This is a genomic window from Baekduia alba (assembly GCF_028416635.1).
GTDB classification, from domain to species: Bacteria; Actinomycetota; Thermoleophilia; order Solirubrobacterales; family Solirubrobacteraceae; genus Baekduia; species Baekduia alba.
Window position 1 is genome coordinate 2,751,152 of the sequence record NZ_CP114013.1, and the last position, 12,591, is coordinate 2,763,742.

Annotated in this window: 14 protein-coding genes; 6 read left to right on the plus strand and 8 right to left on the minus strand. The window is 75.1% G+C overall.

What is annotated here, in order from left to right; translation table 11 throughout:
- Positions 1-112: 112 nt before the first annotated feature.
- Positions 113-703, plus strand: coding sequence for an HdeD family acid-resistance protein (locus DSM104299_RS13765; protein ID WP_272477884.1), 591 nt, complete (start codon positions 113-115; stop codon positions 701-703).
- Here DSM104299_RS13765 and DSM104299_RS13770 read toward each other — a convergent pair.
- The 5 genes from DSM104299_RS13770 to DSM104299_RS13790 form a co-directional block, all read right to left on the minus strand.
- On the minus strand, positions 700-1,470 hold the full coding sequence (locus DSM104299_RS13770; protein WP_272477885.1) for an MBL fold metallo-hydrolase: 771 nt from the start codon (positions 1,468-1,470) through the stop codon (positions 700-702). The two genes, DSM104299_RS13765 and DSM104299_RS13770, sit on opposite strands and share 4 nt — an antisense overlap.
- Positions 1,467-2,558, minus strand: a complete 1,092-nt coding sequence (locus DSM104299_RS13775) for a hypothetical protein (RefSeq protein WP_272477886.1) — start codon at positions 2,556-2,558, stop codon at positions 1,467-1,469. Before DSM104299_RS13775 ends, DSM104299_RS13770 begins: the two co-directional genes overlap by 4 nt.
- Positions 2,555-4,651 carry a phage holin family protein gene (locus DSM104299_RS13780; protein ID WP_272477887.1) on the minus strand — a complete coding sequence of 699 codons (2,097 nt, stop codon included), beginning with the start codon at positions 4,649-4,651 and terminating at the stop codon, positions 2,555-2,557. Before DSM104299_RS13780 ends, DSM104299_RS13775 begins: the two co-directional genes overlap by 4 nt.
- A gap of 71 nt (positions 4,652-4,722) precedes the next feature.
- The gene (locus tag DSM104299_RS13785) at positions 4,723-5,715 is read right to left on the minus strand and encodes a lysylphosphatidylglycerol synthase transmembrane domain-containing protein (RefSeq protein ID WP_272477888.1); all 993 of its coding nucleotides are present in this window, start codon (positions 5,713-5,715) and stop codon (positions 4,723-4,725) included.
- 40 nt (positions 5,716-5,755) lie between these two features.
- Positions 5,756-6,100, minus strand: coding sequence for a hypothetical protein (locus tag DSM104299_RS13790; RefSeq protein WP_272477889.1), 345 nt, complete (start codon positions 6,098-6,100; stop codon positions 5,756-5,758).
- A gap of 65 nt (positions 6,101-6,165) precedes the next feature.
- Here DSM104299_RS13790 and DSM104299_RS13795 point away from each other — a divergent pair, with 65 nt between their 5' ends.
- Complete coding sequence (locus DSM104299_RS13795; protein WP_272477890.1) at positions 6,166-6,804, plus strand: hypothetical protein; 639 nt, start codon at positions 6,166-6,168, stop codon at positions 6,802-6,804.
- On the opposite strand, the gene DSM104299_RS13800 is transcribed toward DSM104299_RS13795, so the two are convergent.
- A complete protein-coding gene (locus DSM104299_RS13800; RefSeq protein WP_272477891.1) occupies positions 6,801-7,331 on the minus strand; it encodes a GNAT family N-acetyltransferase in 531 nt (176 codons plus the stop codon). The two genes, DSM104299_RS13795 and DSM104299_RS13800, sit on opposite strands and share 4 nt — an antisense overlap.
- Positions 7,332-7,386: 55 nt before the next feature.
- Here DSM104299_RS13800 and DSM104299_RS13805 point away from each other — a divergent pair, with 55 nt between their 5' ends.
- On the plus strand, positions 7,387-7,548 hold the full coding sequence (locus DSM104299_RS13805) for a hotdog domain-containing protein (RefSeq protein WP_272477892.1): 162 nt from the start codon (positions 7,387-7,389) through the stop codon (positions 7,546-7,548).
- On the opposite strand, the gene DSM104299_RS13810 is transcribed toward DSM104299_RS13805, so the two are convergent.
- A complete protein-coding gene (locus DSM104299_RS13810) occupies positions 7,545-8,360 on the minus strand; it encodes a calcium-binding protein (RefSeq protein WP_272477893.1) in 816 nt (271 codons plus the stop codon). The two genes, DSM104299_RS13805 and DSM104299_RS13810, sit on opposite strands and share 4 nt — an antisense overlap.
- Positions 8,361-8,529: 169 nt before the next feature.
- Here DSM104299_RS13810 and DSM104299_RS13815 point away from each other — a divergent pair, with 169 nt between their 5' ends.
- The 3 genes from DSM104299_RS13815 to DSM104299_RS13825 are packed head-to-tail and all read left to right on the plus strand — an operon-like array spanning position 8,530 to position 11,038.
- A complete protein-coding gene (locus DSM104299_RS13815) occupies positions 8,530-8,997 on the plus strand; it encodes a calcium-binding protein (RefSeq protein WP_272477894.1) in 468 nt (155 codons plus the stop codon).
- Positions 8,990-9,679, plus strand: coding sequence for a response regulator transcription factor (locus DSM104299_RS13820; RefSeq protein WP_272477895.1), 690 nt, complete (start codon positions 8,990-8,992; stop codon positions 9,677-9,679). Before DSM104299_RS13815 ends, DSM104299_RS13820 begins: the two co-directional genes overlap by 8 nt.
- A gap of 12 nt (positions 9,680-9,691) precedes the next feature.
- Entirely contained in the window at positions 9,692-11,038 is a 1,347-nt protein-coding gene (locus DSM104299_RS13825; RefSeq protein ID WP_272477896.1) for a HAMP domain-containing sensor histidine kinase, read from the plus strand.
- Positions 11,039-11,064: 26 nt separating this feature from the next.
- Here the strand turns inward: DSM104299_RS13825 and DSM104299_RS13830 are convergent, their stop codons facing one another.
- The gene (locus DSM104299_RS13830) at positions 11,065-12,573 is read right to left on the minus strand and encodes an adenylate/guanylate cyclase domain-containing protein (RefSeq protein ID WP_272477897.1); all 1,509 of its coding nucleotides are present in this window, start codon (positions 12,571-12,573) and stop codon (positions 11,065-11,067) included.
- Between the last annotated feature and the right edge of the window lie 18 nt (positions 12,574-12,591).

Here is a 12,591-nt window from a genome sequence, read left to right on the forward strand (position 1 = left end):
CGCACCGCGGACGCTCCCGCGACCGGGGGAGCGCAGATCCCCCAGAAGGGGTGAGCCGCAGCCACCCGCCCCGGTCTTACGGTCGTCGCACCGACTTCAGAGAGGACGTGCGATGACCGCTGGTGCGCAGGCCAAGGGGTGGTACAGCTCCTGGTGGATCCCGATGGTGGTGGGGTTGCTCTCGCTGGTGTGCGGGATCCTGGCCCTGGTCTGGCCGGGCGTCACGCTGCTCGCGCTCGCGCTGATCGCCGGCATCAACCTGACGGTGCTCAGCGCGTTCCTGATCGGCGAGGGGATCGCCGACGACGAGGCGCCGGACCGCACGCTGCGGATCGTCCTCGGCGTGCTCGGCGTCATCACGGGCCTGATCGTCATGCGCCGGCCGGGCGAGACGTTGTTGGTGTTGATCATCGCACTCGGGATCTGGCTCGTCATGGACGGCGCCATCGAGGTCATCCGCGCGTTCCTGCGCGGCACCCAGCACCGCGTGCTGCTGATCCTCGGCGGGCTGATCGACGTGGGCCTCGGCATCGCGCTGCTGGTGTGGCCGAAGCTCGGGCTCGGGACCGTCGCGATCCTCGTCGGCATCGGCTTCGTGGTCCGCGGCATCATGTTGATGTTCAGCGCTTGGCGGCTGCGCGGCGTCGCGCACGCGGCCGCCGACGCGGGCGGCGCGACGCCGCTGCGGCCCACGCCCGCCTAGCCGTCGTCGTCCAGCTCCAGCGCCTCCCCGGGGGCGAGGAGCGCCACCTTCACGTCCGGTGCGACCTCCGCCGCGCGCGCCGCGAACGTGCGCGGCGGATCGGTGAGCAGGTGGCCGTGGCGCCGGCGCTGGCCGATCGGCAGGTACGTGCCCCAGTGGATCGGGAGCGCGATCCGCGGGCGCAGCAGCGCCGCGGCGTCGGCCGCGCGCTCGGGGTCGAGGTGGCCGGGCCCGAGCGTCGGGCCCCAACCCCAGACCGGCAGCAGCGCGACGTCCAGGCCGCCGTCGCCGATCCGCTCCATGCCGTCGAACAGGTCGGTGTCGCCCGCGAAGTAGATCCGGCGGCCGTCGCCCTCGATGACGAAGCCCAGCGCGTCGACCGCCGGGCCGAGCGGGCGGCGGCGGCCGTCGTGGCGGGCCGGGACCGCGCGCACGGTCACGCCCAGGCCGAGCTCCACCACCTCGCCGACGACGACCTCGCGGACGTCGCGCAGCCCCGCGGTGCTCGCCAGCGTCGCGCGCGTCCCGCGCGGCCCGATCACCGGAACGACGTCGTCGAGGCGCCGCAGGGTCGGGACGTCGGCGTGGTCGTAGTGCAGGTGCGACACCAGGACGGCGTCCAGCGGCGCCGGCAGCGCCGGGGTGCTCGCGGGCGCGTGGCGCCGCAGGTGCGCGACGCGCGAGCGCAGGACGGGATCGGTCAGGATCCGGATGCCGGCCAGCTCGACGAGGACGGTCGCGTGGCCGAGCCAGACGAGGCGCGTCATGCGTCCGCGATCGCCTCGCGCTCGACCTGCCGGCGCAGCGCCCAGACGCCGAGGCCTGCGAGCAGGACGTAGAGCACGATCGCCCAGAGCTGGCCGGCGGCGGGCAGCAGCCCGGCGGCGAGGAGGACGAGCAGCAGCACGAGGACGCCGCCGAAGACCAGGCCGCCATGCTCGGTGAGCGCGGGCGTGCTGAAGCGCCGCACCTTGCGCGCCCACGACGAGCCGCTGGCCAGCCAGCCGGCGAGGACGTCCACGACGCCGAGCACGACGAGCGCGCCCGCGATGTCGCGCAGCAGCGACGTGGTGATGCTCCAGGTCGCCGTCGCGGCACCCTCGTCGGAGCCGTTGGCCACCAGCTTGTCGACGACGTAATGGCCGCCCGCGCGCCGGACGACGAGCAGCAGCAGGCCGGCGATCAGCAGGGCCAGGCCGGCGCCGACGATGCCGTGCGCGCGGTTGGGCGCGAGCGCGACGCCGCCGACGAGCAGCACGAGCAGCACGACGACGCTGACCCAGCGCAGCGTCTCGAGCGCGTGGACGACCTTGCGGATCGTCTTGAGGTTGTCGCCGCGCAGGACGTGGACGGTCCCGTGGTCGCCCGTCGCGTCGGGCACGACCCCGAGGCGCTGGGCCAGGACGCCGAGCTGCGGGCGCAGGTCGACGACGACGCCGGCGTTGGCCAGGCGCGTGTCGCCCTCGACGATGGCGATGAACTGCCGGTGGGCGCGCCGGTTGGTCTCGCGCCACAGCTTCTGGAAGGCGCCCGAGGCGATCAGGCGCCTGGCCGTGCGCTCGGCGATCTCGCCCGCGCCGGCGGCCAGCGGCGCCGCGAGCGGCTGCAGGCGCGGCGGCAGGCCGGCTTCGAGCTTCGCGCGGATCGCCGGGCCTTGGACGAGCTGGTCGGAGAGGTAGGCGGCGGTCGCGTCCTGGACCGCCGACTCCTCGAGCAGGCGGCTGCTGGTGTCGACCCATTGGTCGGTGTCCAGGAGCTGGCGGTCGGCCCACGCGCCGAGCACGGCCACCACCGCCACGACGCACGCGAGCACGAGCAGGATCGACGAGGTGGTGCGGCGCAGGATCGGGCTCATGAGACGGGCTCCGGAGTCGGGGCGGACGAGGTCGAGGACGTGGGCAGCTCGGCGTACGCGGCGTGGCCGAGCGCGACGAGCCAGTCGCGCAGGACCTGGTGGACGTGCCCGGCGCCCACGATCTCCTCGCGCGGCAGCGCGAACGTCGCGGGCGCGAGCAGGAACGGGTGGGCCTGCGGGCCGCCGAGGCCGCCGTGGGAGCCGACGAGCTCCTCGAACGCGGCGACCTCGTCGGTCTGCTCCCAGTAGGCGCTGTTGAGCACCACGTCCGGGCAGTGCGGGAAGCCGGCGGTGCGCACGACGTGCGCGGCGGCGCGCGGGCCGAAGGGCGCGAGCGGGTCCTCGCCGTCGACCGCGCCGGCGGTGAGGTCGTGGGTGCCGCGCGGGCCGAGGACGACGTCGTGGCCGGCCGCGTCGCGGACGAGCAGGAAGCCGATCCCGGGGTGCGCGCGCAGCGTCCCGAGCAGGTTGGGGTGCTCGATGTCGATCGTCTCGCGCGTGACGCGGCCCGGCAGGCGCGGGAACGTGATCAGCCCCAGGTTGCCCGAGGCCATGACCGACACCTCGGGCAGCGCGCCGGGCTCGATGGCCGGCGCGTCGCCGGCGGCGGCGTCCTCCATCCGCACCTCGCCGTCCACCGTTCGCCCGCGCGTCGCGATGCGGATCGCCCGGGCGCCCGCGCCGTCGCCCGTCCCGGCCTCGGTCAGCGCGGCGCCGAGCCGGCCGGCGGCCTCGTCCTCGCCCGAGCCCTCGGCGGCCATCGCCGCGTCGCCGATCCCGCACGCGTCCTGGACCAGCGCGTCGAGCGTCAGGCCGTAGCGGTCGCGGAACGTCGCGCCCTGCGTCTGGCCGTGGTCGCTCAGCACCACCACCTCGTAGGGTCGCGCCCCGCGCGCCTGCGCGGCGTTGGCGATGCGCTTGATCCGGCGGTCGACGCGGCGCAGCACGGCGAGCGTGTCGGCGCGCTCGATGCCCGAGTGGTGGGCGACCTCGTCGTAGGCCAGGAACGTGGTGTAGATGACGGGCCGCCCGGCCTCGACGTCGCCGATGACCGACTCGACCTGGAGGTCGAGCTGGACCGCCGTCGCGTAGGCGCGCATCACCGCGTACTTCCAGCCGCGCTTGACGCGCGGGCGCACGCCGCGCCGGCGCTGCTGCGTCGCGTGCACCATCTCGTCGGCGACGTCGTACAGCGTGAGCAGCAGCGTGCGCGCCACGTTGTAGGGGCTGGCGAAGTAGGTGAAGTAGTCCTCGCCCAACCGGCCGCGGCGGACGTCGAGCACCGTGCTCATCGTCAGCAGCGAGTGCGGCGCGTCGCCGCTGAGGATGTTCGCGCGGCTCGCGCCGTCGTCGAAGAGCAGCCCGCGGCCGTTGGAGACGCGGCGCTCGATCTCGGCGGCGTCGCGCGGGTGGTTGGTGACGATCGGCCCGCCGCGGTCCTTCTCCCACCAGCGGAACGCGGGCATGTCGTGGTTGTCGCCGTGCAGGATCCCCGCCTGGCAGGCGCCGGTCTGCGACGACCAGTCGGTCTCCCAGCGCATCAGGCGGTGGCTGCCCTCGGCGACCCAGCCCTGCAGCGTCGGCGCGTTGCCGTCGCGCAGCGCGCGCTGCAGGACGACGTGGGCGAGGCCGTCGATCTCCAGGAACAGGATCCCGGGGACGTCGCTGTGCTGGGCGGCGCCGGCGCGGCCGTGCCGCCGGCGCAGCGCGACGTGCGCGGCGAAGCGGTCGTCGTCGTCGATCGACAGCAGCGCGGCGACCACCGTCGTGATCAGCGTCACGCCGAGCGCCACCACGATGCCGGCGCCGAGGCCGTCGATGTCGACGCCCGGGACGATGGTGGCCGCCAGCATCAGCACCAGGCCGTTGAGGACGAGGACGGCGGCGCCGAGCGTCAGGACCGTGATCGGCAGGGCGATCCGGACCAGCAGCGGCCACAGGACCGCGTTGAGGACGCCGCCCAGCGCCGCGAGCGCCGCCGCGTCCCAGAAGCCCGCGACCGAGTACCCGGGCACGATCGGGCCCAGCGCCAACAGCGCCACGGCAGCGATGAGCAGCGTGGCGAGCGTCCGTGGTCCGAGGCCGCCGGGCATCCTCGGGCGACCGTGTCACCCGGGCGGGTGAGGGCGATTCGCCCTTTCGGGGTGAGACGGCGGCTGCGCGATCAGGCCGCGGCCTGCACCGCGAGCCGGCGGCGGTGCACGAGCCAGGCGATCAGGCCGGCGGGGAGCATGAGCCAGTAGGAGACCAGCCGGTAGGCGAGCGTCGCGACGGCCGCGTCCCCGCCGCGGACCCCGGCCAGCGCCAGCGTCGCGGTCAGGCCGGCCTCGACGACGCCCAGGCCGCCCGGCGTCACCGGGATCTGGGCCAGCAGCTGGGCGCCGACGTAGGCGAGCAGGACGAGGCTGAAGCGCGGATGCGCGCCGACGGCGGTCACCGCGGTCATCAGCGCGAGCAGGTCGAACATCCAGCGGCCGACCGCCGCCGCGCACGCGCGGACCATCCGGTCCCCGAGCCGCTCGGTCACCTCGTCGCGCTGGGCCACGAGGCGGTTCGGGAAGCCGGCCGACAGGCCGCGGTCGCCGGGCAGCCGGCCGCTGACGTTGACGGCGGCGCGGCCGACCCAGCGCAGCGCGTCGTCGCTGCGCGCCACCGCGAGGCCGACGCCCAGCATCGCGACGAACAGGACGAGCCCGAGGATCGCCGTCTCCAGCAGCGTCTCGGGCACCCGCAGCCCGAAGACGATCGCCGGCAGCGCCAGCACGGGCAGGACGCAGAGGCCGGCGATCTGGAGCACCGTGGCCGCCGCGAGGCCCGTCGCGATCGCGCTGCGCGGCACGTCGGCGGCGTTGAGCATGTTGTACTGCGCGGCCGCCGCCGTGGCCGCCCCGCCCGGGACCACGCGACCCAGCGCGCCGCCGGCCAGCTGCGAGGTCGCGACCGCCTTGAGGTCGCGCGTCCCGATCGACAGCGCCTGCAGCTCCCAGAGGCACAAGCACGACAGCGCCTCGGCGACGACCATCCCGACCAGCCAGTACGGCTTGAGGTTCGCGACCTTCGGCCACGCGCCCAGCACCTCGCCGATCGCCGGGGCGACGCCGTAGATGACGAGGGCGGTGAGGGCCAACGCCCCCGCACGCCGGACGAGGGACGGCATCGCGCCGGAACCCTAACGCCGCCGACGGCGGCGCGCGCGCCTAGACGGCCATCGCGCCGGGCTGCCAGCCGGCGGCGCCGGGCCGGCGCGGAACGAGCGTGCACTCGAACGCGCCGCAGTCGACGCGCACCGGCATGCCGGCGCTGAGCCCGCTGGCCGGGAAGGTGCGATCGGGGCGCAGCGCGCGGAGGCCGAGCTGGGCGTGCCCGCGCCGGGACGCCGCCGTGCACAGCGCGCGCTCGGCGTGCTGGAGGGTCATCCGCCAGCCGGCCGCGACGAGCGTGGCGCCGTGCCACAGCTCCCAACGCCAGCGCTGGCCGAGCCGATTGCGCGCCAGCGGATGCAGGGCGTAGGCGAAGTGAGGGCCGTCGACGGTGACCGACACCCCTTCAAGCTAGCGCGCCCGGCGCCGATGCAGGGGTAGTGGAGGACCGATTCCGTCCGTTCGTCGTGCCGCTTGGCATCCTCGTGGGCCTCGTGATCGCGATCGGCGTCGTGCGCGCGCACCGGGTCGCGACGGCGCCCGCGAGCGGCGGCGGCCGCGTCGTCGACCAGGTCAACGCGAACGAGCGGGCGGCCACGTTCACGTTCGACCCGTCGATCGCGCCGGGCGACCGGACCGCGATCCTCACCGCCGTCTCGCACGCCAACCCGCAGGCCCAGGCGCTCGTCGCCGAGGTCGACGGGCTGGTGAACGTGCACGTCGGGTCGCCCGGCGGGTCCGCGGTCGGCCTGACCGCGAGCCGGCCCGACGGCCGCTACGACGTGACGCTCGACCTCGGCCTGGTCTGGCGCCGCTACGCCCAGCGCGGCATCGACCGCGTGGTCCTGCACGAGCTCGGCCACGTCGTCGACTTCGCGCTGGTCCCGGAGGCGTTGGACAAGACGCTCGACGCGCGGATCCCGGCCGGCTACGGCTGCGACGAGCAGCTCATGGGCTCGTGCGCGGCGGAGGAGGAGCGCTTCGCCGAGAGCTTCGCCAAGTGGGCGACGGGCGACATCGGCGTCGACCTCTACCTCGGCTACAAGGTCCCGCCGCCCGACGACCTGAGCGCCTGGGGCGCTCCGCTCGCCAAGCTGCTCGGCTAGCGGGGCGCGGGCTCCGGGTCGCTGCGCAGCCGCGAGTAGACGAAGGTGTCGGCCCGGATGCCGGGCTTGACGTAGGCGTTGCGCAGCACGCCGTCGCGCAGGTATCCGGCACGCTCGGCGACCTTGCGGGAGCCGACGTTGCCGCTGGAGATGATGAGGACGACGCGCTCCAGCCCCTGGTCGGCGAGCGCCCAGCGCGTCAGCTCCAGGACGGCGGCGGTCGCGATCCCGCGCCCCCGCGCGGCCGGGGCGGTCAGGTAGCCGAGCTCGGCCTCGGCGGCCGCGCGGTCGATCTCGACCGCCAGCGCCACGCCGAGGAAGGTGCCGTCGGCGTCGAGCACCGCGAACGCCTCCTTGGTCCCGTCGCGCCGGCCCTGCTCGTAGCGCCCGAGCCACTGCGGCGGGAAGTCCGGCTCCGGCGGATCGGGGAAGCGCGTGTAGCGCAGCACGTCCGGGTCGTCGACGAGCTCCGCGAACGCGGCGAGGTGGTCGTCGGTGAACGGCTCGAGGCGGATGTCCGGCGGCATGGTCGGATCGTAGGATGCCGCGTATGGCGACCGGTCCCGACCTCGCTTCATCGGCATGGCGCGCCCCGGCGTCGCGCTGACCGTGCGGGCGACGGTGCTCAAGGCCGGGGCGCGGATCGGCCACGTGCGCGTCGAGGTGCGCGACGTGGCCGATCGGCTGGTGGCGACGGGGGAGACGAGCCACGCCGTGGTCGCCGCCCCGTCGCCGGAGCCCTAGGACTGGACGTTGGCGGCGGCCGGAGCCTGCTGCGCGTCTTCGGACTTCGCCTCGCGCGGCTGCGGGTCCTTGCGGACGACCTTCTCGCACGAGCCGTTGGGGTTGCCGGCGGTCGCGTCGGTGATCATGTCGACGTTGTCGAGCAGCGCGACGTCGCGGCCGTCGCCGCAGGTGATGCGGTCGACCTCGCCGTCACGCGTGTGGAAGCGGTCGTTGCCGGGGCCGCCGTCGAGCGTGTCGCCGGTCTGATCCACAGACCCGGTCCCACCCACCCCGGCCTGCACGTCGCCGCGGGCCAGCGCCCACAGGTCGTCGTTGCCGTCGCCGCCGTAGGTGGTGTCCTGGCCGAGGTTGGCGTAGATCCTGTCGTTGCCCGGGCCGCCGTCCTGGACGTCGTTGCCGGTGCCGCCGGCCATCAGGTCGTTGCCGTTCTCGCCGTAGGACTTGTCGTCGCCCGAGCCGCCGTAGATGCGGTCGCGCGAGTCGCCGCCCTTGATGGTGTCGTTGCCGCTGCCGCCGAAGAGGCGGTCGTAGGAGGTCAGGTCGCCCGTGGCGTTGGCGTCGCCCGTGATCGCGTCGTCGCCGGCGCCGCCGTTGATCCAGTCGTTGCCCGGCCCGCCGGTCAGGGCGTCGTTGCCGCCGCGGCCGAAGATGCGGTCGTTGCCGGCGTTGCCGTCGATCGTGTCGGCCACCTTCGTGCCCCGCAGGTGCTCGTTGCCGGGGCCTCCGGTGATGGTCGCGGCCAGCGCGGGCGTCGCCGGGACGATGGCCAGCGCCATGGTGGCGCCGATGATGGACTTGCGAAGCTGCATGGTGGTTCTCCGTCCTCCTGAGAGCAGGTCGTATGACTTGCTCGGCAGGTTCACCGGTTCCGCTCCGTTTCCCAGCGTGCTCTCACCGCTTCCTCATGCTCCATGAGAGATTCGTGAGAGGCTGCCCGCGCGCGATGATCGCCCGGGAACCTGCGTCATGCTCATGTCCATGCCCTTCCGCTTCGTCCTCCCCGTGGTGATCGTGTCGCTGGTGCTCGGCGTCGGGACGAGCGTCGTCCACGCTCAGACCCACACCGGGACGCGCCAGGCGGACGTCCTGAACGGCACCACGGGCGCCGACGTCATCAACGGCCGCGGCGGCGACGACCGGATCTTCGGCGGCCCCGGCAAGGACCGCCTCAACGGCGGGCCGGGCAACGACCTCGTGTCGGGCGACGCCGGCAACGACCGCATCGGCGGTGGCGCCGGCGACGACGTCCTGCTCGGCGGCGCGGGCGGCGACCGCATCACCGGCGGGCCGGGCCGCGACACGATCGAGGGCGGCAGGGGCAACGACATCATCAACGCCCGCGACGGCGAGGTCGACGACGTCGGCTGCGGCCCCGGCCGCGACCGCGTGATCGCCGACGCGGGGGACACGGTCGCCCACAACTGCGAGGTCGTCGAACGTGGCTGATGCCTCCGCGGGGCCCGTCGTCCTGCTCGTCGACGACGACCCCGCGATCCGCCGCGCCGTCGCGGCGGGGTTGGAGCTGGAGGGCTTCTCGGTCGTGCCGGCCTCCGGCGGCCGCGCCGCGCTGGAGGCCGCGGCGCGCGTCAGCCCGGCGGTCATCCTGCTGGACCTGAGCATGCCCGACCTCGACGGCCTCGAGGTGCTGCGGCGGCTGCGCGCGAGCGGCGACCAGGTGCCGGTGTGCGTGTTGTCGGCCCGTGACGAGGTCGACGACCGCGTCGCCGGGCTGCAGGCGGGCGCCGACGACTACGTGGTCAAGCCGTTCGCGCTCGAGGAGGTCGTCGCGCGGCTGCACGCGCTGCTGCGCCGCCGGCCCGCGGGCGCCGACGAGGCGCTTGTGGTCGGCGACATCCGGCTGGACCCGCGGGCGCGCTCCGTCCGCCGCGGCGAGCGCGCGCTCGACCTCACGCGGCGCGAGTTCGACCTCCTGCAGCTGTTCCTGCGCCATCCGGGCGAGATCCTGGATCGCGGGCGCCTGCACGAGGAGGTGTGGGGCTACACGTTCGATCCGCAGACGAACGTCGCCGACGTGTTCGTGGGCTACGTGCGCCGCAAGCTCGAGCAGGGCGGCGAGCCGCGCGTGCTGCACACGGTGCGCGGCGTGGGCTTCGTCCTGCGACCCTGAGACGCTGACGCCGTGCGCAGCCTTCGCGGTCGCCTGACGCTCGGCGTCCTGCTCGTCCTCGCGGCGGTCGTCGTGGGCGCGGGCGCGGCCGCGCTGCACGAGGTCGACAAGTCCGAGCGCGCGGCGCTGGACGACCGGCTGCGCCGCACCGCGGAGCTGACGCGGCCGACCGCGGTCGCCGCGGTGCAGAACGAGCTGCCGGGCCGCGACCCGCGGCTGGACGCCGTGCTGCGCGCCACCGGCAGCTCGCTGCGGCTGACGCTGGGCCGCGTCACGCTGGTCGACGCCGGGCCGCGGCCGCCGTCGCACGGCGCGCTGCCGCGCGGGCTGTCGACGTTCAGCAGCGACGGCCGCCGCTACCGCGCCTACGTCACGACGCTGAGCGATCCGGAGATCGGCGGGCGCGCGCGCCTGGAGGTCGTCTCGTCGCTGCGCGGGACCGAGCAGCGGATCGACGACCTCCGCGAGCGGGTCGCGCTGATCGGCGCCGCGGGCGTGATCCTCTCGGGCATCCTGGTGTGGTTGATCGCGTCGGTCGTGCTGCGGCCGCTGCGGCGCCTGCGCGCGGTGACGGCGTCGATCGCCGACGACGAGGACCTGGGCCGGCGCGTGCCCGACGACAGCGGCCCGCAGGAGCTGCGCTCGGTCGCCCGGTCGTTCAACGCGATGCTCGCCCGGCTGGGGCGCTCGGCCGAGGACCGCGAGCGCGCGCTGGCCGCGACGCGGCGCTTCGCCGCCGACGCCGGCCACGAGCTGCGCACGCCGCTGACCAGCGTCCAGGCCATCCTGTCGTCGCTGCGCCGCCATCCCGACCTGGACGGGCAGCGGCGCGGGGCGATGCTCGACGACGCGCTGGTCCAGCAGCGCCGGCTCGTCGACCTCCTCGACGGCCTGCAGGCGCTCGCGCGCGGGGAGGCGGGGCCGATCGAGCACGCGCCCGTCGACCTCACCGAACTGGTCGACGAGGTCGTCACCGCCGCGGGTGCGCGCCATCCGGAGGTCGCGGTCGCCGCGATGCTGCCCGAGGCGCCCGTGGTCGTCGACGGCTGGGAGCCGGGCCTGCGGCTGGTGGTCGAGAACCTGGTCAACAACGCCGTGCGCCACGGCGGCACGCGCGTGCACGTGACGCTGGAGGCCGCCGGCCCGGTCCTGGTCGTCGACGACGACGGCGCCGGCGTCCCGGACGCCGAGCGCGAGCGGATCTTCGCGCCGTTCGCCCGGATCGACGGGACGGATGCGCCGGGGTCGGGGCTGGGGCTGGCGCTGGTGGCCCAGCAGGCGGGGCATCACGGGGCGAGCGTGGCGGTGGAGCGGGCGCCGCAGCCGCTGGGCGGGGCGCGGTTCGCGGTGCGGTTCTAGGGGGCGGCGCGGCGCCACCGCCACCCTCAGCGCGCCGTCGGCGCCGCCAGCCGCGTCGGCGCCGCCCGCCCGCGCAGCGTCTCCTCGTCGCCGAGCGACCAGCGCGCCGGCTCCTCGCTCCCGTCGCGGCGCGCCCGCTCCAGCGCGGCCTCGGACGCGAGGACGCGGCCGTCGTGCTGCTTGGCCAGCTCGGTCAGGCGCGAGGCCTCGTTGACCGGGTCGCCGATCACCGTGTACTCGAAGCGCTGTTGGGCGCCGATGTTGCCGGCGACCGCGGTCCCGGCGGAGACGCCGATGCCGACGTCGCACTGCGGCACCTCGGCGGCGAGCCGCTCGCGCAGGATCCGGGCGGCGCGCAGCGCGGCGCCGGCGGCGTCGTCGTGGGGGAGCGGGGCGCCGAAGACGCACAGCGCGGCGTCGCCGACGAACTTGTTGACCGCGCCGCCCTCGCCGTCGACGACGTCGACCACGACGTGGAAGAACTCGTTGAGCAGCTCGACGACCTCGGCCGGCGGCCGCTGGTGGGCCAGCTCGGTCGAGCCGACCAGGTCGATGAACAACACGGCGACGTCGCGCTCCTCGCCGCCGAGCGTGATCCCGCGCTCCAGCGCCTGGCGCGCGACCTCCTCGCCGACCTGGCGGCCGAACAGGTCGCGCAGCTCCTCGCGCTCCTTCAGGCCCTCGACCATGCGGTTGAACCCGGCCTGGAGCAGGCCGACCTCGCTGCCGTCGTAGACGTCGACGTGCGCGTCGTCGCCGCGCTGGACCCGGCGTAGCGCGCCGCGCACGGCCTCCAGCGGATCGGCGAGCGACCGCGCGGTGAGCGCCATCACCGCGACGCCGACGACGAGCGCGATGCCGCCGAGCAGCAGCGCGGTGACCGCGAGGCGGTGCGACGAAGCGTCGATCGTCCCGGTCAGGACGCCGGCGCCGACCAGCACCAGCCCGAGCACCGGCACGCCCGTGCCCAGGATGTAGGTCAACAGGATGCGCGCGGCGATGCCGGGCAGCGCGGGATCGTCCGGCACGTGGTCGGCGAGCGCGCGCGCCGCGACCGGCCGCAGGACGCGCTGGGCGAGCAGGTAGGCGACCGCGCAGGTCGCGGCGCCGGCCAGCCCGACCGTGATCGCGACGATCAGCGCCAGGTCGTGGTCGTAGCCGTAGTTGATGACCGTGAAGACGACGGCGCCGAGCGCCCACAGCGATCCGTGCACGAGCACCTCGCGCGCCGGCGTCAGCAGGACCGTCCGCTGCTCGGCGGCGGTCGGCGGGCGGTCCTCGCGCAGCCACGCGAGGACGGGGCGCAGGAGCCACAGCACCCAGAGCATCCCGATCGGGACCGCGAAGACGAGGTAGGCGACGAGCGCGAGGATGTTGACGCGCTGGGCCCGGTCGGGGTCGTCGACCGGCGGTAGCGGCAGGACCCAGCGGATCAGCGCGAAGACGATCGCCGCGCCGATGACGTTGGCGCCGATCATCAGGACGGCGTATGGGACGGCCAGCCGGCGCTCCAGATCGGACAGTCGGCTGAGCATCGCGCTGCGGAACCTACT

Excerpts from the sequence above, each read along its gene's own strand:
- DSM104299_RS13765 (WP_272477884.1), top strand. The coding sequence starts at position 113 with ATGACCGCTGGTGCGCAGGCCAAGGGGTGGTACAGCTCCTGGTGGATC.
- DSM104299_RS13770 (WP_272477885.1), bottom strand. The coding sequence starts at position 1,470 with ATGACGCGCCTCGTCTGGCTCGGCCACGCGACCGTCCTCGTCGAGCTG.
- DSM104299_RS13775 (WP_272477886.1), bottom strand. The coding sequence starts at position 2,558 with ATGAGCCCGATCCTGCGCCGCACCACCTCGTCGATCCTGCTCGTGCTC.
- DSM104299_RS13780 (WP_272477887.1), bottom strand. The coding sequence starts at position 4,651 with ATGCCCGGCGGCCTCGGACCACGGACGCTCGCCACGCTGCTCATCGCT.
- DSM104299_RS13785 (WP_272477888.1), bottom strand. The coding sequence starts at position 5,715 with ATGCCGTCCCTCGTCCGGCGTGCGGGGGCGTTGGCCCTCACCGCCCTC.
- DSM104299_RS13800 (WP_272477891.1), bottom strand. The coding sequence starts at position 7,331 with ATGCCGCCGGACATCCGCCTCGAGCCGTTCACCGACGACCACCTCGCC.
- DSM104299_RS13805 (WP_272477892.1), top strand. The coding sequence starts at position 7,387 with ATGGCGCGCCCCGGCGTCGCGCTGACCGTGCGGGCGACGGTGCTCAAG.
- DSM104299_RS13810 (WP_272477893.1), bottom strand. The coding sequence starts at position 8,360 with ATGCAGCTTCGCAAGTCCATCATCGGCGCCACCATGGCGCTGGCCATC.
- DSM104299_RS13815 (WP_272477894.1), top strand. The coding sequence starts at position 8,530 with ATGCCCTTCCGCTTCGTCCTCCCCGTGGTGATCGTGTCGCTGGTGCTC.
- DSM104299_RS13830 (WP_272477897.1), bottom strand. The coding sequence starts at position 12,573 with ATGCTCAGCCGACTGTCCGATCTGGAGCGCCGGCTGGCCGTCCCATAC.